Source organism: Pseudomonas sp. 65/3-MNA-CIBAN-0223, assembly GCF_040310425.1.
In the GTDB taxonomy this organism is placed as follows: domain Bacteria; phylum Pseudomonadota; class Gammaproteobacteria; order Pseudomonadales; family Pseudomonadaceae; genus Aquipseudomonas; species Aquipseudomonas gregormendelii.
On the sequence record NZ_JBEOPV010000011.1, the window covers coordinates 61,651 to 79,093 of the forward strand.

At 60.4% G+C, this 17,443-nt stretch carries 15 protein-coding genes and 1 pseudogene; 8 read left to right on the forward strand and 8 right to left on the reverse strand.

Going from position 1 to position 17,443, the window contains the following annotated elements:
• Window position 1: 1 nt before the first annotated feature.
• The gene (sbcB, locus tag AAEZ09_RS15425) at window positions 2-1,432 is read left to right on the forward strand and encodes an exodeoxyribonuclease I (RefSeq protein ID WP_350599945.1); all 1,431 of its coding nucleotides are present in this window, start codon (window positions 2-4) and stop codon (window positions 1,430-1,432) included.
• 99 nt (window positions 1,433-1,531) lie between these two features.
• On the opposite strand, the gene mvaT is transcribed toward sbcB, so the two are convergent.
• Window positions 1,532-1,909, reverse strand: coding sequence for a histone-like nucleoid-structuring protein MvaT (mvaT, locus tag AAEZ09_RS15430; protein WP_007933316.1), 378 nt, complete (start codon window positions 1,907-1,909; stop codon window positions 1,532-1,534).
• 336 nt (window positions 1,910-2,245) lie between these two features.
• Between mvaT and purU the strand changes: the two genes are divergently transcribed.
• Together purU and AAEZ09_RS15440 are read left to right on the forward strand one after the other, a co-directional pair.
• Window positions 2,246-3,094, forward strand: coding sequence for a formyltetrahydrofolate deformylase (purU, locus tag AAEZ09_RS15435; protein ID WP_045058252.1), 849 nt, complete (start codon window positions 2,246-2,248; stop codon window positions 3,092-3,094).
• 86 nt (window positions 3,095-3,180) lie between these two features.
• Entirely contained in the window at window positions 3,181-3,387 is a 207-nt protein-coding gene (locus AAEZ09_RS15440; protein WP_045058251.1) for a hypothetical protein, read from the forward strand.
• Here AAEZ09_RS15440 and gpgF read toward each other — a convergent pair.
• From gpgF to AAEZ09_RS29460, 5 genes and pseudogenes are all read right to left on the reverse strand, one after another.
• Complete coding sequence (gpgF, locus tag AAEZ09_RS15445) at window positions 3,374-4,369, reverse strand: glucosaminyl phosphatidylglycerol flippase (RefSeq protein WP_350599947.1); 996 nt, start codon at window positions 4,367-4,369, stop codon at window positions 3,374-3,376. The two genes, AAEZ09_RS15440 and gpgF, sit on opposite strands and share 14 nt — an antisense overlap.
• Window positions 4,366-5,142 carry an N-acetylglucosaminyl phosphatidylglycerol deacetylase gene (gene gpgD, locus AAEZ09_RS15450; RefSeq protein ID WP_045058249.1) on the reverse strand — a complete coding sequence of 259 codons (777 nt, stop codon included), beginning with the start codon at window positions 5,140-5,142 and terminating at the stop codon, window positions 4,366-4,368. Before gpgD ends, gpgF begins: the two co-directional genes overlap by 4 nt.
• Entirely contained in the window at window positions 5,135-6,256 is a 1,122-nt protein-coding gene (gene gpgS, locus AAEZ09_RS15455; protein WP_350599948.1) for an N-acetylglucosaminyl phosphatidylglycerol synthase, read from the reverse strand. Before gpgS ends, gpgD begins: the two co-directional genes overlap by 8 nt.
• Window positions 6,257-6,444: 188 nt before the next feature.
• On the reverse strand, window positions 6,445-7,209 hold the full coding sequence (locus tag AAEZ09_RS29455; RefSeq protein ID WP_442963620.1) for a methyl-accepting chemotaxis protein: 765 nt from the start codon (window positions 7,207-7,209) through the stop codon (window positions 6,445-6,447).
• 93 nt (window positions 7,210-7,302) lie between these two features.
• Window positions 7,303-8,334, reverse strand: a pseudogene (locus AAEZ09_RS29460) (HAMP domain-containing protein); the annotation flags it as partial.
• Window positions 8,335-8,508: 174 nt separating this feature from the next.
• On the opposite strand from AAEZ09_RS29460, the gene AAEZ09_RS15465 reads away from it, so the two are divergent.
• A complete protein-coding gene (locus AAEZ09_RS15465; RefSeq protein WP_205891707.1) occupies window positions 8,509-9,996 on the forward strand; it encodes a helicase HerA-like domain-containing protein in 1,488 nt (495 codons plus the stop codon).
• 72 nt (window positions 9,997-10,068) lie between these two features.
• On the opposite strand, the gene AAEZ09_RS15470 is transcribed toward AAEZ09_RS15465, so the two are convergent.
• The gene (locus AAEZ09_RS15470; protein ID WP_007945864.1) at window positions 10,069-10,524 is read right to left on the reverse strand and encodes a DUF721 domain-containing protein; all 456 of its coding nucleotides are present in this window, start codon (window positions 10,522-10,524) and stop codon (window positions 10,069-10,071) included.
• Between the two features lie 307 nt (window positions 10,525-10,831).
• Here AAEZ09_RS15470 and secA point away from each other — a divergent pair, with 307 nt between their 5' ends.
• The 4 genes from secA (at window position 10,832) to AAEZ09_RS15490 (ending at window position 16,633) form a co-directional block, all read left to right on the forward strand.
• Window positions 10,832-13,567: a preprotein translocase subunit SecA gene (gene secA / locus AAEZ09_RS15475; RefSeq protein WP_350599950.1), complete on the forward strand. Its 2,736-nt coding sequence runs from the start codon at window positions 10,832-10,834 to the stop codon at window positions 13,565-13,567.
• Between the two features lie 118 nt (window positions 13,568-13,685).
• Window positions 13,686-14,903 carry a bifunctional glutamate N-acetyltransferase/amino-acid acetyltransferase ArgJ gene (gene argJ / locus AAEZ09_RS15480; protein ID WP_350599952.1) on the forward strand — a complete coding sequence of 406 codons (1,218 nt, stop codon included), beginning with the start codon at window positions 13,686-13,688 and terminating at the stop codon, window positions 14,901-14,903.
• A gap of 156 nt (window positions 14,904-15,059) precedes the next feature.
• A complete protein-coding gene (locus AAEZ09_RS15485; protein ID WP_350599953.1) occupies window positions 15,060-15,692 on the forward strand; it encodes a glutathione S-transferase family protein in 633 nt (210 codons plus the stop codon).
• Window positions 15,689-16,633 carry a Nudix family hydrolase gene (locus tag AAEZ09_RS15490; protein ID WP_350599955.1) on the forward strand — a complete coding sequence of 315 codons (945 nt, stop codon included), beginning with the start codon at window positions 15,689-15,691 and terminating at the stop codon, window positions 16,631-16,633. The genes AAEZ09_RS15485 and AAEZ09_RS15490 overlap by 4 nt, the downstream gene beginning before the upstream one ends.
• A 221-nt stretch (window positions 16,634-16,854) precedes the next feature.
• On the opposite strand, the gene AAEZ09_RS15495 is transcribed toward AAEZ09_RS15490, so the two are convergent.
• A complete protein-coding gene (locus AAEZ09_RS15495) occupies window positions 16,855-17,439 on the reverse strand; it encodes a cob(I)yrinic acid a,c-diamide adenosyltransferase (RefSeq protein WP_350599956.1) in 585 nt (194 codons plus the stop codon).
• Between the last annotated feature and the right edge of the window lie 4 nt (window positions 17,440-17,443).

Here is a 17,443-nt window from a genome sequence, read left to right on the forward strand (position 1 = left end):
CGTGACTTCCATCTTCTGGTACGACTATGAAACCACCGGCATCAATCCGCGCTGCGATCGCCCGCTGCAAGTTGCCGGCATCCGCACCGACTTCGCGCTGAATGAAATTGACGAGCCGGTCAACCTGTACTGCCAGCCCAGCGAGGATATCCTGCCGCATCCTGCCGCCTGTGCGATCACCGGCATCACGCCCGGGTGCCTGGCCGAGCGAGGTCTGAGCGAAGCAGATTTCATGACCCGGGTGCACGCCCAACTCGCCGCACCGGGAACCTGCGGCGCCGGCTACAACACGTTGCGTTTCGACGATGAAATGACCCGTTACAGCCTGTACCGGAATTTCTTCGACCCTTATGCCCGCGAGTGGCAGGGCGGTAACAGCCGCTGGGACCTGATCGACGTGGTGCGCGCCGCCTACGCCCTGCGCCCCGATGGCCTGGCGTGGCCGACGGACGAACAGGGAAGGGTGACACTCAAGCTCGAACGCCTGACGGCAGCCAACGGCATCGACCACGGCAACGCCCACGAAGCGCTGTCGGACGTGCGCGCCACTATCGCCCTGGCTCGGCTGATCCGGCAAAAGCAGCCAAAACTTTACGACTGGCTCTTTCAGTTGCGCGGCAAGCAGAAGGTGCTGGATCAGATCCGTCTGCTGCAACCCATGGTGCACATCTCCGGGCGCTTCTCGGCGGCGCGCAACTATGTCGGGGTGGTCTTGCCACTGGCGTGGCACCCGAAAAACAAGAACGCCCTGATCGTCTGCGACTTGCACCTCGATCCCCAATGCTTGCTCGATCTGGATGCCGAAGCGCTTCGCGAGCGCCTGTATACCCGCAGCGATGATCTGGCCGAGGGCGAGTTGCCGGTGCCGTTGAAGCTTATTCACATCAACAAGTGCCCGGTCTTAGCGCCCTTGTCGGTACTGCGTGAGCAGGATCAGCACCGCCTTGGGCTGGACATGACGCTTTATCAGGCGCGTGCGCTGCGGCTAAGTGACGCACAGCAAGTTTGGAAAGATAAAGTTCAGGCGATCTATGCCCGCGAAGGTTTTCCTTCCAGTGATGACCCGGAACAACAGTTATACGATGGTTTTATCGGCGATCGGGATCGGCGTTTGTGTGAACAAGTCCGGGCGGCAGATCCCGCCCAACTGGCACAACAGAAGTGGCCGTTCGATGATGAGCGCCTGCCTGAATTATTGTTTCGATATCGCGCGCGCAACTTCCCTGACACCCTGAGTTTCGAAGAACAGGAACGCTGGCAGATATTCTGTCGGCAGCGTTTGTCCGCACCTGAGTGGGGCGCGCCCAATACCCTCAACTCTTTTGCAGAGGCCGCAGCTCAACTGATGCTTACTGCCACGCCGGAGCAATGTGCAGTGCTGGATGACTGGCAAAAATATGTCCAGGTATTACGGGTTCGTTTGAACCTTTGAAAACGAACATGCCCGGTGTTGAATGCCGGGCATAAAAAAACGCCAGCATTTAGCTGGCGTTTTTTTTGGCGCGGATCAGTCTGCGCCACGCTCTGTGGCTTAGCCCAGCAGAGTCGCCCAGCCTTCAACCACGTCACCGCCCCACTTGGCTTTCCACTCTTTCAGAGTCTTGTGGTTGCCACCTTTGGTTTCGATGACTTCACCGTTGTGCGGGTTTTTGTATTGTTTAACTTTGCGAGCACGCTTGGTGCCAGTAGTTTTTACTGCGCCACCGCGTGGAGCCTTGGTTTTGGATTCCGGGTCCAACAGCGCAATGATGTCGCGCAGGGACTTGGAGTACTCGCCCATCAAGGTGCGCAGTTTGCCTTCGAATTCCAGCTCGGTTTGCAGTTTGTCGTCTTGGGACAGATTCTTCAAACGGGCTTGCAGCTCTTTGATAGCTTCTTCGGTGGCGCGATATTCGTTGATCAAGGACATGATGACTACCTTATGATGGACGCTGGATAGCAGGTGACAGTGCGCCAATAATAGTCAGGGTGTTTCATCAAGTAAACATTTAACCGAAGTTTATTTAATTCACTTACGATGAGTAGGCGTTAAATTGTGCGGGCAATTAAATACTCTGAACCTGTCTTCGCCCATCTTCACAATTGCCGCTTGAATATCGCCTGTCAGACCACCATCGCGCGCAGCGGAACGGTTGCCGGAGCTGTTTCCCCGGGCCAGGCGCAACACCCGCCATCATCAGTACTGCAGTTTTGCTGCGTAATCGCTAGAATGGCGGCCTTTGCGAAGTTCTGGAGTTTCCCCCCCATGCGCACTTTTCGGCTGGTGATTGCTTGCCCGGACCGCGTCGGTATCGTTGCTAAAGTCAGTAACTTTCTGGCGTCACATAATGGCTGGATCACTGAAGCGAGCCATCACTCGGACAACCTCAGTGGCTGGTTCTTCATGCGTCACGAAATCCGTGCCGACTCGCTGCCTTTTGGTATTGAAGCTTTTCGAGAGGCCTTCGCGCCTATTGCCGAAGAGTTCTCGATGAATTGGCGCATTACCGATACCGCGCAGAAGAAGCGTGTTGTATTGATGGCCAGCCGTGAATCCCACTGCCTGGCTGACCTGCTGCACCGCTGGCACAGCGATGAGCTCGATTGCGAAATCTCCTGCGTGATTTCCAACCACGATGACTTGCGCAGCATGGTTGAATGGCATGGTATTCCTTACTACCACGTTCCGGTGAACCCGCAGGACAAGGAACCGGCATTCAAGGAAGTCTCGCGTCTGGTCAAACAGCACGATGCCGAGGTGGTGGTACTTGCCCGATACATGCAGATCCTGCCGCCGGAGTTGTGCAGCGAGTACGCGCACAAGGTGATCAACATTCACCACAGCTTCCTGCCTTCGTTCGTTGGCGCCAAGCCGTATCACCAGGCTTCGCTGCGTGGCGTGAAGTTGATCGGTGCCACTTGTCACTACGTGACCGAAGAGCTGGACGCCGGTCCGATCATCGAACAGGACGTGGTGCGTGTCAGCCATAGCGACAGCATTGAAGACATGGTGCGATTTGGCCGGGATGTCGAGAAGATGGTGTTGGCCCGTGGCCTGCGTTATCACCTCGAAGATCGGGTGTTGGTCCACGGCAACAAGACTGTGGTGTTCTGATAGCCGCACAACCTTGTTGAATTTCGAAGGGCCTGGGCGTTCAATCGCTGCAGGCCCTTTGTTGTTTTTGCAGTGAGGATTTGTTAATGGCTGATCCAATCGACAAGGCGACTTCCACGCCTCCCGCGACGTTGGGGGAGGGCTGTTTGAGTCGTTACGATCCCGATGACTTGAGTGCCGAGGATGGCACGGAGTTTCCAGGTGCGCGGGAGTTGTGGGAGACGTTGCATCCAGAGGACGAGGATTTGGGCCCCGTGGAAACTTCGGGGCAAACCACCCCTAAGCCTGCTTGAGCCTCATCAATTTCCTCAGCAGCGGTCGCCCCAGCAGCAAAAAGAACACCGGTCCTCCCACCACCAGGTAGAAGTAATAAGTCACGGCCCGCCAGATCAGGATGGCCGCCGCCGCCGTCGACTTGCCCACCATCGGCGCCAGCAACGCGGCCGAGGTCAGTTCTGTCGCTCCGGCGCCGCCGGGCAACAGGCTGAACTGCCCGGCGCTGAGAGACAGCATCTGGATCAGGAACGTCCAGGCCCACTGCAGGTCCGCCCCCAGGCCGCGCACGGCCAGGTACAACACGCTGTAACGCAAACCCCAATGCAGGCAGGTCAGTGCAAATACCTTGATCAGCGTCTGACGGGGAAGTTTCAGGGTGTCGGTGAATGCGGCGAGAAAGTGCAGGAGTTTGCGTGCCCAACGCATGCGCGTTGAGGCTTTGACATTGAGACGCGCCAGCAGGCGGCCGCTCAGGCGGATCAGCAATCGGTGGTAGCGCGCCACCGCGACGCAACTGACCAGGCCGCCAAACATTGAAATGGCGCTGACCATCAATAGCCATTCCATTCGCTGGCTCAGGTGCTGGAACAGTGCGTAGATCAGGATCCCGCTCAGCGCGCACAGGAAGAACACCAGGTCACTGAGCTGATCCATCGCAAACACCGCGCTGCCCCTGGCCGGGCGAACGCCCTGGCGCGAGAGCAGGGCCATGATCGTCAGAGGTCCGCCGCTGCCTCCAGGCGTGGCGCAATAGGCAAACTCGGCGGCCATCACCACCCCAAGACTTTTCAGGCGGCCGACCTTGTGACACTGATCGCCCAATAACAGCCGCAGGCGCAGGGTGTTCAGGACCCAGCACAACAGAATCATGCCGAACATGATCAGCAGCCAGTGCAGGGGGAAATGCCGCAACCGATACCAGGTTTCATTCCCGCCCAGCAGGGACGGGATCAGCACCGCAACCAGCAGCGCGACGAGAAGAAGAATGACGCGGCTCATGCGCGGCGACCGACAGCAGCGTCTGGCAGTCGCAACCAGTCGGCCTTGGTCAGCGGCATACGCCCCTGATCCAGCAGACGCTTGACGGTTTGCAGCCAGTAATCCCGGGAGAACCGGTGGCGCATGTCCACCGGATGCAGGCCGAGGCGAATCACCGGCGCTTGCTGCCAGCGTTGCTCCCGGCGGTCGCTGAGCCACTTCGACAGGCCGCGACGCCAGGCACTGCGGGCGCTCCACACCAGTCCCGGCGCGTCCACAACGCTGAAGTCCGGCAGGCGGTAAAGGTGCTGTGGATCACTGGTGTAGCTCAGCGGCAACTGGCGCAGGGCTTGCCGTGTTCCGGCACTCATCAACCAGGCCGGCGCGACGAACCCTTCCAGGGGCCAGTCGTAGCGCCGGAACATCTCGATGCCAGCCTGCAGGCGGGACAGCGCTTGCTGCTCGGTCAGGTGATAGAACTCACCTTCGTGGGTGTAGATACGGCGCATGAACCAGTCTCGTGGGGTGCTCGGCGGTGAACCTTCGTCGCAATGAAAATAGCCGTGCAGTGCCAGTTCGTCACCCCGGGCCAGACGATGGGACAGCAGTCGGCGAAAGTCCGGGTGCGCTTGCAGGTCATTGTGTTTGTGGAAGTCAGGTACCACCAGCCAGGTCATCGGCACCGCGCCCAGGGCATCGACAGCTTCGACGAAAGGCTGATAGTCGGGCCAGGTCTGCGGTGCGACATCGTGCAGCACCAGCAGCAGGCAGGGGGGATTCGCGGATTCAACCATTGGCGATCAGCGGCCATTGCGTGCCCAGCACAGCATGATAATGCCCCAGCAGGCTGTCGACCACCGTATCCCAGGCGTAATGCTGTTCCACATGACGGCGAGCCTGTTGACCCAGGGCCGTACTGCCCGAACTGAATAGCGCGTGGACGGCGCTGGCCATTGCCGCCGGACTGTTGGGTGCGCAGAGCAGGCCGCACTGGTCGGTGACGATTTCCTGAAAGGCCCCGGCCGCTACCGCGATTACCGGGATACCGCTGGCCATGGCTTCGAGGATCACCAGGCCGAAGGTTTCCTGATCGCCAGCATGCAGCAGTGCATCGGAGCTGGCCATCAGGCGAGCCACGTGCGGCGCCGGGCAGAACTGATCGATCACCGTGACGTTATCCGGCACGAGTGTTGGCATCGATGAACCCACCAGCAGCAGGTGAAAGCGCGGGCCCAGTCGCTTCATGCAATCGAGCAGCACGGGCAGGTTTTTTTCCTTGGAACCGCGACCGGCAAAGATCAGCAGGCGGCTGTCTTCGGCAATACCCAGTTCCGCCCGCAGCCTCGTGTCGCGAGCGCCAGGGTGGAAGGTTTGCAGGTCGACGCCCAAAGGCTGCACATAGACATTTTGTACCCCCAGGCCAATCAGCTTGTCGGCCATGACCTGGCTGGGCGCGAGTACCCGATCGAAGTTGCCATACAGCTTCCTGACATAGGCTTCGACATTGGGTGTTACCCAGTTGCCCATGCGATTGCTGCACAGCAGCGGCAAATCCGAGTGATAAAAGCCAATCACCGGAACATCCAGCTGACGTCGCGCGTCCAGGGCTGCCCAGGCCGTGAGGTAAGGGTCGCCGACTTCAATCAGATCGGGCTGCAGATCCTGCAGGACATTTCGCCAGGGGGCGAGGCGAACGGGAAAACGATAGCCTTTGCCGAAGGGCAGGGCGGGGGCGGGAACGGTGTATACGCCGTCCTGTTCGCCCAGGTGGGCGCCGGGAATCAGCAGGCTGTGGCGAATGCCGGGCTTGATGCCCAGGCGTCGGTGTTTGGCATCCAGATACGTGCGCACGCCACCGCTGGCAGGGGCGTAGAACATGGTTATGTCAGCGATATGCACGATGAGCATCCCTCCGGTCCGTTGTTCTCCCTCGGTTGACCTTTTTGAAGGATAGATGTTCGGTTGGGGTTTGCCGGGTGGCTGCGCAGTTGGCGTTGTGTTTGATTTGAGAGCGCCATCGCGAGCAGGCTCACTCCCACAAGTCTGGACGTTAACCTGTGGGAGCGAGCCTGCCCGCGATGGCGTCGGTTCTGATGTTAGATACGGAAACTACCCACCAGCTGCTTCAGCCGCGCCGCCTGCTGCTCCAGGTCTGAACACGCCCGCAACGTCGACTGCAGGTTCTCCACCCCTTCCTGGTTCAGCGTGTTGATCTCGGTAATGTCGACGTTGATCGATTCCACCACCGCCGTCTGCTCCTCGGTCGCCGTGGCTACCGATTGGTTCATCCCGTCGATCTCGCCGATGCGCAGGGTCACGCTGTTCAGGCGTTCGCCAGCGAGGTTGGCGATGTCCACGCTGTCCTGGCTGTGACGCTGGCTGTCGCTCATGTTGCTCACCGATTCCCGTGCACCGACCTGCAGTTCCTCGATCATGGTCTGCACCTGCTGTGCCGATTCCTGGGTGCGATGCGCCAGGTTGCGCACTTCATCGGCAACCACCGCAAAGCCACGTCCCGCTTCGCCGGCGCGTGCCGCCTCGATCGCCGCGTTGAGTGCCAGCAAGTTGGTTTGCTGGGAAATGCTGGTGATAACTTCGAGGATCTGCCCGATATTCACGGTCTTGCTGTTAAGCGATTCGATATTGGTGCTCGAGGCGCTGAGCATGCTCGACAGTTGATTCATCGCGGCAATGCTGCGATCCACCACTTGCTGACCGTCTTCGGCCAGATTGCGCGCGTCGCTGGCCTGGCTTGATGCCTGGGCGGCGTTGCGGGCGATTTCCTGGGCTGCGGCGCCCAGTTGATTGATCGCGGCGGCCACGCTGCTGGTGCGCGAGGCTTGCTGATCGGAATTGAACATCGACGAATTGGACGCGGCGACGACGCGCAACGCCACTTCATTGACCTGGCCGGTGGCCGACGCCACTTCGCGGATCGAGCCGTGGATGCGCTCGACGAAGCGGTTGAACGCCGTGCCCAGGATGCCGAATTCATCGTTGTTCTGGATGGTCAGGCGCTTGGTCAGGTCTCCCTCACCGTCGGCGATGTCTTCCATGGCCCGGGTCATCACGTGCAATGGCTGGATAAGCAGGCGGATCAGCATGCCCAGCAGGGCGATGATGATTGCCACGGCGATCAGCGTCGCCACAACCGCCGATGCACGGAACTCGCTGAGCATCGAGAAGGCTTTGTCTTTGTCGACCGACAGGCCGATGTACCAGTTGACCGAAGGCAGGCCTTTGACCGGGGTGAAGTTAACGATGCGGGTCTTGCCATCGACTTCCACTTCGCTGAAGTCACTGCTCAAACGCGGCGCCCCCTGGGGAAAGGCCTCGCTCAGCGTCTTCATGACCAGCGTTTTGTCCGGGTGAACCAGGATCTTGCCATCGGCACTGACCAGGAACGCGTAACCCATGCCGTCAAAATCCCGGGCGCTGAGGGTATCGATCAGGGTTTGCAGGCTCAGGTCGCCGCCCACTACGCCGACGCTCTGGCCGGCTTTTTTCGAGGCAGTGGCAATGGAAATGATGGTCTGCCCGGTGGCCGCATCGATGTAAGGTTCGGTCAGGGTGGCGGTGCTGCTGCTTTCGGCACCTTTATACCAGGGGCGCACTCGCGGATCGAAGCCGGCAGGCATTTTGGCGTCCGGGCGAATGGTGAAACTGCCGGTCGCGTCGCCCAGGTAGGAGGCCATGAAGGTCGACGTCAACGCTTTCTGCTCAAGCAGGCTGGCCACAGTGCCCGGCTCGGGGTTGATGGCGATGTTCTGGGCCAGGTTGTCGATCAGCAGGATGCGCCCGCTCAACCAGGTCTGGATATTGCTGGCGGTAACGTCGCCCATCTCGTTGAGGTAGTTGTCCAGGTCTTCGCGGATGGCGTTACGTTGCAGGTAGTCGTTGTACAGCGTAAACGAGGCGAAGGCGGCAATGACGATTAGCGCGGCGGCAAGCAGGATTTTATGGCTGAAACGCAGGTTTTTGTTCATGGCTTGAGGTTCCGCTAAGGTCTTAATGGCCAGGGCGTGCTTTTATAAGAGAACGCGAAAGTGGGTGGTGACGAGCACAAGCGCACAGCTCCGTTTTTTCTGTAGGAAATTACCGACGCTCTTCAATCCCCTGTATCGGCCATCAGGAATCAAAGATTAACCATGGGTGACGAAATGCCTGACTCCTCGCAACTTGTTATTGGTGCTGATCTCGCTGGTAACCCTATCGCCCAGGCGATGCGCCTGGCCAATCGTCATGGCCTGGTCGCCGGGGCGACCGGGACCGGCAAGACGGTCACCTTGCAACGCCTGGCCGAAGCCTTCAGCGACGCCGGGGTGGCGGTGTTCGCCGCCGATATCAAGGGCGACCTGTGCGGGCTCGGGGCTGCCGGTAATCCCCAGGGCAAGATCGCCGAGCGCATCGCCGGCATGCCCTGGCTGAATCACCAGCCCCAGGCGTATCCGGTGACCTTGTGGGATATCCACGGCAAGTCCGGTCATCCTTTGCGCACCACCCTCAGTGAAATGGGCCCGTTGCTGCTGGGCAGCCTGCTGGAACTGACCGACAGCCAGCAGTCGGCGCTGTATGCCGCGTTCAAGGTCGCGGATCGGGAAGGCCTGCTACTGCTGGACCTCAAAGACCTGAAGGCGCTGCTCAATCACCTGCGCGATCATCCGCAGTTGCTGGGAGACGACGCCGCGCTGATGACCACCGGTTCCAGCCAGGCGTTGTTGCGCCGCCTGGCAACGCTTGAACAGCAGGGGGCCGAAGCGCTGTTCGGTGAGCCCGCGTTGCAGCTCGAAGACATCCTGCAACCGACCGCCGAGGGTCGCGGGCGCATTCACCTGCTCGACGCCAGCCGCCTGGTACATGAAGCGCCGAAGGTCTACGCCACGTTCCTGTTGTGGTTGCTGGCTGAACTGTTCGAGCAATTGCCCGAGCGCGGGGATGCAGACAAACCGCTGCTGGCGCTGTTTTTTGATGAGGCGCACTTGCTGTTCGCCGGTACTCCCCAGGCCCTGCGTGACCGCCTGGAGCAAGTGGTGCGGTTGATCCGCTCCAAAGGCGTGGGGGTGTATTTTGTGACCCAGTCGCCGGGTGACCTGCCGGATGACGTGCTGGCCCAGTTGGGCTTGCGTGTGCAACATGGGCTTCGCGCGTTCACCGCCAAGGAGCAGAAATCCCTGCGTGCGGTCGCCGAGGGCTTTCGTCCCAACCCGGCGTTTGATGCCTTGTCGGTGCTGACCGAATTGGGGATCGGCGAGGCGCTGGTGGGCACCTTGCAGGACAAAGGCACCCCCGCGATGGTGCAACGGGTGCTGGTAGCGCCGCCGCAGTCGCGGATCGGACCGCTGACCGAGACCGAGCGCACGATGCTGATCGCCGGCTCGCCGTTCAAAGGCCGTTACGACAAGCCGATCGATCGCGAGTCAGCCTATGAAGTGCTGATGGGGCGCAAGGGCTTGGCGCCGGAGCCTGAAGCCACACCGGGCAAGGCAGGCGCTGAAGAGCCAAGCTTCACCGACAAGGCCGGGGAATTCCTTGGCACGGCGGCGGGTCAGGCGCTCAAGTCGGCGATGCGTCAGGCGGCCAATCAACTGGGGCGGCAGTTGGTGCGGGGGTTGATGGGGTCGTTGCTGGGAGGCAACAAACGCCGCTAAAAGCAAAAGATCGCAGCCTTCGGCAGCTCCTACGTAGGAGCTGCCGAAGGCTGCGATCTTTTGATCTTGCCGTTAAACCTTTGGTTTGGCGTGAGCCGCCAGCCGTTCCAGCGCTGCCCGGAGATTCGGATCGCTGATTCCGTCGGCCGTGGCCTGAATGGTTGCGCCTGCATCGGTCGACAAACTGATGGTATGTCCCGCAGCACCTTGCTGAACGGTGGGCGGCTGTACCTTGAACAGAATCCGCGTCAGGCTGGCAAATTCGTCAAACATTTGTAACTGACGCTGCAAACGCTTCTGCTGATAGCGCAGCCGGGTCGCCCAATGCCCATCGGTCACGATCAGCAGCAGACTGCCTTCGCGCCAGGAGGCCACATGGCAGTGTTCCCGGGCGGCAGGCTGCAGCTGGCTTTCCAGCAGGCGCTGCAAATGACCCAGGCGTTGAGCGTGACCAAAGATGGCTTTAAGCGGTTTGGCTTCGCGAAGCAGAACGGCGGGTGCTCTGGCCGTGAGAGGGCGAAATGCCATGATCAGACACCTGAAGTAACAGAGCAGCCATCTTAGCAGAAAGGCCTGGCCGTACCCCATCCATCGTTCTGGCGACGCTTTATCCATTAAATCAATGATTAACTTCGTACTTATCCGGGTTGAAACTGGCAGAAAAGGCCTTATTGTAAGTGAGCCCCGTCACAGCGCTGTGCCAGCATCGTGGAATAACGCCACTTTCCTCTCCATCGTTTCCGGGTAGAATGCTCGTTCGCATGCGGCCATGAGGGCTGCTCGGGCGACTCACGGGGCCGCCCTCCATCCCTTTAGTGTGGAAGATCCTGCCGATATGTTTGCGCCTTTGTTAAAGAAACTTTTTGGAAGCAAGAACGAGCGTGAAGTCAAACGCATGCTCAAGACGGTGCAATTCGTCAATGCCTTCGAAGAGCAAATGGTGGCCCTTTCGGACGATCAATTGCGTGCCAAGACAGACGAGTTCAAGGCCCGCATCGCCAAAGGGGAAACCCTCGACAAGCTGCTGCCTGAAGCCTTTGCGGTCGCCCGCGAAGCAGGCAAGCGCGTCATGGGTATGCGCCACTTCGATGTCCAGCTGATCGGCGGCATGACCTTGCATGAAGGCATGATCGCGGAAATGCGTACCGGTGAAGGCAAGACCCTGGTGGCAACACTGGGCGTTTACCTGAACGCGCTGTCCGGCAAGGGCGTGCACGTTGTGACCGTGAACGACTACCTGGCCCGTCGTGATGCCAACTGGATGCGTCCGCTCTACGAATTCCTCGGCCTGACGGTCGGCGTTGTCACGCCGTTCCAGCCGCCGGAAGAGAAGCGCCTGGCTTACGCCGCCGACATCACCTACGGCACCAACAACGAATTCGGTTTCGACTACCTGCGCGACAACATGGCGTTCAGCATGGAAGAAAAATTCCAGCGCGAACTCAATTTTGCCGTGATCGACGAAGTCGACTCCATCCTCATCGACGAAGCCCGTACCCCGCTGATCATTTCCGGTCAGGCGGAGGACAGCTCCAAGATGTACGTCGAGATCAACCGACTGATCCCGCAACTGGAGTTGCACGTCGAGGAAGTAGAAGGCGAAGTCACCAAGGCTGGCCACTACACCGTCGATGAGAAGACGCGTCAGGTCGAGCTCAACGAAGCCGGTCACCAGTTCATTGAAGACATGCTCACCCGCGTCGGTCTGCTGGCCGAAGGCGAAAGCCTGTATTCGGCACATAACCTGGGCCTGCTGACCCACGTCTATGCCGGTCTGCGTGCGCACAAGCTGTTCCATCGCAACATCGAATACATCGTGCAGGACGGGCAGGTTGTGCTGGTCGACGAACATACCGGTCGTACCATGCCGGGTCGTCGTCTGTCCGAAGGCCTGCACCAGGCCATCGAAGCCAAGGAAGAGCTGAACATCCAGGCCGAAAGCCAGACCCTGGCATCGACCACCTTCCAGAACTACTTCCGCCTGTACAACAAGCTGTCCGGCATGACCGGTACGGCAGACACCGAAGCGTTCGAGTTCCACCAGATCTACGGCCTGTCGGTCATGGTGATTCCGCCAAACCGTCCGCTGGCACGTAAGGACTACAACGACCTGGTGTTCCTGACCGCCGACGAAAAATACGCGGCGATCATCAACGACATCAAGGAATGCATGACCCAGGGCCGTCCGGTGCTGGTGGGTACTGCAACCATCGAAACTTCCGAGCACATGTCCAATCTGCTCAACAAGGAAGGCATCGAGCATAAGGTCCTGAACGCCAAGTTCCACGAGAAGGAAGCCGAGATCATCGCCCAGGCCGGTCGCCCAGGCGCACTGACCATCGCCACCAACATGGCCGGTCGTGGTACCGACATCCTGTTGGGCGGCAACTGGGAAGTGGAAGTGGCTTCGCTGGAGAATCCGACCCCTGAGCAGATCGCCCAGATCAAGGCCGACTGGCAAAAACGCCACCAGCAAGTGCTGGAGTCCGGTGGCCTGCAGGTCATCGCTTCCGAGCGTCACGAATCGCGCCGTATCGACAACCAGTTGCGCGGTCGTGCCGGCCGTCAGGGTGATGCCGGTTCGAGCCGCTTCTACCTGTCGCTGGAAGACAGCCTGATGCGTATCTTCGCCTCTGATCGGGTGAAGAACTTCATGAAAGCCCTGGGCATGCAGCCTGGCGAAGCAATTGAGCACCGCATGGTGACCAACGCCATCGAAAAGGCCCAGCGCAAGGTAGAAGGCCGCAACTTCGATATTCGTAAGCAACTGCTCGAGTTCGACGACGTCAACAACGAACAGCGTAAAGTGATCTATCACATGCGTAACACGTTGCTGGCCGCTGACAACATCGGCGAGACCATCGCTGACTTCCGTCAGGACGTGCTCAACGCCACCGTCAGCGCGCACATTCCGCCACAGTCGCTGCCAGAGCAGTGGGACGTGGCCGGTCTTGAGGCTGCATTGCAGAGTGATTTCGGTGTTGCCTTGCCGATCCAGCAGTGGCTCGACGAAGACGATCACCTGTACGAAGAGACCCTGCGCGAGAAGCTGATGAACGAGCTGATCGCCGCGTACCACGAGAAAGAAGACCAGGCTGGCGCCGAAGCGCTGCGTACCTTCGAGAAGCAGATTGTGCTCCGCGTACTGGATGACCTGTGGAAAGACCACCTGTCGACCATGGATCACCTGCGTCATGGTATCCACCTGCGTGGCTACGCCCAGAAGAACCCGAAGCAAGAGTACAAGCGCGAGTCGTTCACGCTGTTCTCCGAGCTGCTGGATTCGATCAAGCGCGACTCGATTCGTGTGCTGTCTCACGTACAGGTTCGTCGCGAAGACCCGATCGAAGAAGAGCAACGCCTGCGCCAGGAAGCCGAAGCTCTGGCCGCACGCATGCAATTCCAGCACGACGAGCCGCCAGGTCTGGAGCAGCCGGAACTGCTGGGTGAAGAGGTCGATGTTGCCCTCGCCACCGCGCCGGTGCGTAACGAACAGAAGCTGGGCCGTAACGAACTGTGCTACTGCGGTTCGGGCAAGAAATTCAAGCATTGCCACGGGCAGATCCAGTAAAACCCGTTCAGCACGCTGAAATACCCGCGCCGCGACCGGCATCAGCCGTCGCGGCGTTTTGCCATTTGATACCGCCGATCATCTGCGTCGGCGATGACTATTTTTAAGGAGCGCATTCATGGCTGTTGGTCTTGGTCCTTTGCCAACGTTGCACCCGGTTGCCGGTTTTGAACTCGGTATTGCTTCGGCCGGCATCAAGCGCCCGGGGCGCAAGGATGTCGTGGTCATGCGCTGTGCCGAAGGCTCGACGGTCGCTGGCGTGTTCACCCTGAACGCCTTTTGCGCCGCACCGGTGATTCTTGCCAAGCAGCGAGTGCAAGGCCCGGTGCGTTACCTGCTGACCAACACCGGCAACGCCAACGCCGGCACCGGCGAGCCTGGCCTGGCCGCCGCCGAGCGCACCTGCGCGAAGCTGGCAGAGCTGACCGGCGTCGATGCCCGCCTGGTGCTGCCGTACTCCACCGGGGTGATCGGCGAACCGCTGCCGGTCGAGAAGATCGAAGGCGCCTTGCAGGCTGCGCTCGACGACCTGTCGGTCAACAACTGGGAAGCTGCCGCCACCGGCATCATGACCACCGACACCTTGCCCAAGGGGGCGAGCCGCCAGTTCGACCATGGCGGCGTGACCATCACCGTCACCGGCATCAGCAAAGGTGCTGGCATGATTCGGCCGAACATGGCGACCATGCTGGGCTACATCGCCACTGACGCCAAAGTGTCCCGTGAAGTGCTGCAAAACCTGCTGCTGGACGGCGCCAACAAGTCGTTCAACCGCATCACCATCGACGGCGACACCTCGACCAACGACTGCTGCATGCTGATCGCCACCGGACAGGCGGCGCTGCCGGAAATCACCCGCGCCGAAGGCGAGCTGTTTGCCAAGCTGAAACAGGCCGTGTTCGAAGTGTGCATGGACGTCGCCCAGGCGATCGTTCGTGATGGCGAAGGCGCGACCAAGTTCGTCACCGTCCAGGTTAATGGCGGCGGCAACCACCAGGAGTGCCTGGACGTCGGTTACACCGTGGCTCACTCGCCCCTGATCAAGACTGCACTGTTTGCTTCCGATCCGAACTGGGGCCGTATCCTGGCCGCCGTTGGCCGCGCGGGTGTGCCCGATCTGGATGTGAGCAAGATCGACGTGTTCCTCGGGGAGGTGTGCATCGCCAGCCACGGCGCCCGTGCGGCCAGTTACACCGAAGCCCAGGGTGCGGCGGTGATGCAGCAGGAAGAAATCACTATCCGGATCGAACTGGGTCGCGGCGCGTGCAGCGAGACGATCTGGACCACAGATCTGTCTCATGAGTATGTAAAGATCAACGCTGAGTACCGTACTTAAGTCAAACCGGGTCGGTCGAACGCGACCCCGGCCCATCGCGGGCAAGCCCCGCTCCCACAGGATTGCGCTGACCCTGTGGGAGCGGGCTTGCCCGCGATGACGGTCAACCAGGCGCTGAAAAATCTGGCCCATACCTCTTATCCAAGGGTCCCGAACATGAGCCTCCACCTGATCATCGGCGACAAATTGTATTCCTCCTGGTCCTTGCGCGGCGCGCTGGCGCTTGATCTGGCCAAAGCCCCCTACAGCGAAGAACTGATCAAGCTGAACCAGCCGGACACCCGTGAACGCCTGCTCAAACACTCGCCGACCGGCAAAGTCCCGCTGCTGAAAACCAGGCATGGCACCATCGCCGATTCCATGGCGATTGCCGAGTACCTGGCCGAACAGTTCCCGGATGCTGGGCTCTGGCCCAGCGATGTGGCGGCCCGGGCCCAGGCCCGCTCGGCCTGCGCGCAAATGCACGCGGGGTTCTTCGCCCTGCGGGCCAACATGCCGTTTGACCTCAGCCGCGACGCGCCACTGCTGTCGGCTCCGACTGAAGTCCAGGAGGACATCGAACGAGTGCTGGCGTTATGGGCGCAGTGCCGGGCCGCTGCGTCCGACGCCGGTCCGTTCCTGTTTGGCAAGGTTAGCCTGGCCGATGCTTTCTTCGCCCCGATTGCTGTGCGCCTGCGCACCTATCAGGTGAAAGTACCGGCCGAGGATGAGGCCTACATCGATACGATCTACCAATGGCCAGCGTTCAAGGCCTGGCAGAAAGCAGGTCTGAAGGAGGTTGGGCAGTGAAACGCGTACATGTAGCGGCTGCGGTTATTCGTGACAGCAGTGGCAAGATCCTGATCGCCCGGCGCGCCGATACCCAGCACCAGGGCGGTCTTTGGGAGTTCCCGGGTGGCAAGGTCGAGGCTGACGAGTCCGTCGAAACCGCCTTGGCTCGCGAGCTTCATGAAGAGCTGGGAATTGTGGTCGGCGCAGCGCGCCCGCTGATCAAGGTCCGCCACGATTATCCTGACAAGCAAGTATTGCTGGATGTCTGGGAAGTCTCGGCGTTTTCCGGTGAGCCGCATGGGGCCGAAGGCCAGCCGCTGGCCTGGGTGGCTCCGCGGGACCTGCTGGACTACGAATTTCCGGCGGCCAACCAGCCGATCGTCGCGGCTGCGCGCTTGCCGGCCGAATACCTGATCACCCCTGAAGATCTGGAGACCCCGGCACTATTGCGCGGTATCCAGAAAGCCATCGCAGGCGGCATCAAGCTTATCCAGCTGCGCGCACCAAACGGCTACGACCCCAAATACCGGGATCTGGCGGTGGATGCGGCGGGACTGTGTGCGGGCAAGGCGCAGTTGATGATCAAGGGGCCGTTCGAGTGGCTGGGTGATTTCCCCTCGGCCGGCTGGCATATCACGGCCGCCCAACTGCGCAAATACGCGGCAGCGGGTCGACCGCTGCCGGCGTCGCGCTGGCTGGCGGCGTCCTGCCATAACGCAGAGGAGCTGGCGTTGGCCGAGCAGATGGGCGTGGATTTTGTCACCCTGTCGCCGGTACAGCCGACCCAGACCCACCCGGATGCCCAGCCGCTGGGTTGGCAGCAGGCGGCGAGCTTGATCGAAGGGTTCAGTAAACCGGTGTTCCTGCTGGGTGGCGTGGGCCCGGCTGAGCGGCAGCAGGCTTGGGAAGCTGGGGCGCAGGGTGTGGCGGGAATCCGCGCGTTCTGGCCTGAGGCTTGATTGTGTATTGAGGCTGCTGGCCTCATCGCTGGCAAGCCAGCTCCCACAGGGTTTGTTGTCGTTCACACATGTTGTGCACACGACAAAACTTGTGTGTATTGAGGCTGCTGGCCTCATCGCTGGCAAGCCAGCTCCCACAGGGTTTGGTGTCGTTCACACATGTTGTGCACACGACAAAACTTGTGGGAGCTGGCTTGCCAGCGATGGCGCCCGAACAGGCGCTACGCTTCTGTGGGCTTCACTGCGGGCTGCCACAAGATTTCCGCAACCCCCTGGCGCCTGGCAATGACCCTTGCCATCACAAACAGCAAATCCGACAACCGATTGATGTAAGCCAACCCGACCCCGTCCAGCGGCTCAGTCGCATTCAAATGCTGACAGCGCCGTTCCGCACTGCGCGCCAGGCTGCGGCACACGTGCGCCTGGGCAATCAGCGCCGAACCGCCGGGCAAAATAAAATTCTCCAACGGCCCCAGTTCTTCGTTCCATACATCGATCGCCGCCTCCAGGCGCTCGATCTCTGTCATGTTCAGAGCCTGATACTCAGGCATTGCCAGTTCGCCGCCGAGGTCGAACAAGCGGTGCTGGCAAGGCGCTAACACCTCGACCACTTCATTAAGCCTAGGATACGCAGCAGTTTCCTGCGCCAATCCCGCCAGCAGCACACCAACCTGACTGTTTAGCGTGTCAACCTCACCAATTGCTTCAATTCGTGGATGGTCCTTGGGCACTCGGCGACCATCGCCGAGGCCTGTTTCGCCTTTGTCGCCAGTGCGGGTGTAGATTTTCGACAAGCGAAAGCCCATGGGT

Coding starts and splice junctions, on each gene's coding strand:
- mvaT (WP_007933316.1), bottom strand. CDS start 1,909: ATGTCCTTGATCAACGAATATCGCGCCACCGAAGAAGCTATCAAAGAG.
- purU (WP_045058252.1), top strand. CDS start 2,246: ATGCGCACTTTTCGGCTGGTGATTGCTTGCCCGGACCGCGTCGGTATC.
- AAEZ09_RS15440 (WP_045058251.1), top strand. CDS start 3,181: ATGGCTGATCCAATCGACAAGGCGACTTCCACGCCTCCCGCGACGTTG.
- gpgF (WP_350599947.1), bottom strand. CDS start 4,369: ATGAGCCGCGTCATTCTTCTTCTCGTCGCGCTGCTGGTTGCGGTGCTG.
- gpgD (WP_045058249.1), bottom strand. CDS start 5,142: ATGGTTGAATCCGCGAATCCCCCCTGCCTGCTGCTGGTGCTGCACGAT.
- gpgS (WP_350599948.1), bottom strand. CDS start 6,256: ATGCTCATCGTGCATATCGCTGACATAACCATGTTCTACGCCCCTGCC.
- AAEZ09_RS29455 (WP_442963620.1), bottom strand. CDS start 7,209: ATGTTCAATTCCGATCAGCAAGCCTCGCGCACCAGCAGCGTGGCCGCC.
- AAEZ09_RS15465 (WP_205891707.1), top strand. CDS start 8,509: ATGCCTGACTCCTCGCAACTTGTTATTGGTGCTGATCTCGCTGGTAAC.
- AAEZ09_RS15470 (WP_007945864.1), bottom strand. CDS start 10,524: ATGGCATTTCGCCCTCTCACGGCCAGAGCACCCGCCGTTCTGCTTCGC.
- secA (WP_350599950.1), top strand. CDS start 10,832: ATGTTTGCGCCTTTGTTAAAGAAACTTTTTGGAAGCAAGAACGAGCGT.
- argJ (WP_350599952.1), top strand. CDS start 13,686: ATGGCTGTTGGTCTTGGTCCTTTGCCAACGTTGCACCCGGTTGCCGGT.
- AAEZ09_RS15485 (WP_350599953.1), top strand. CDS start 15,060: ATGAGCCTCCACCTGATCATCGGCGACAAATTGTATTCCTCCTGGTCC.
- AAEZ09_RS15495 (WP_350599956.1), bottom strand. CDS start 17,439: ATGGGCTTTCGCTTGTCGAAAATCTACACCCGCACTGGCGACAAAGGC.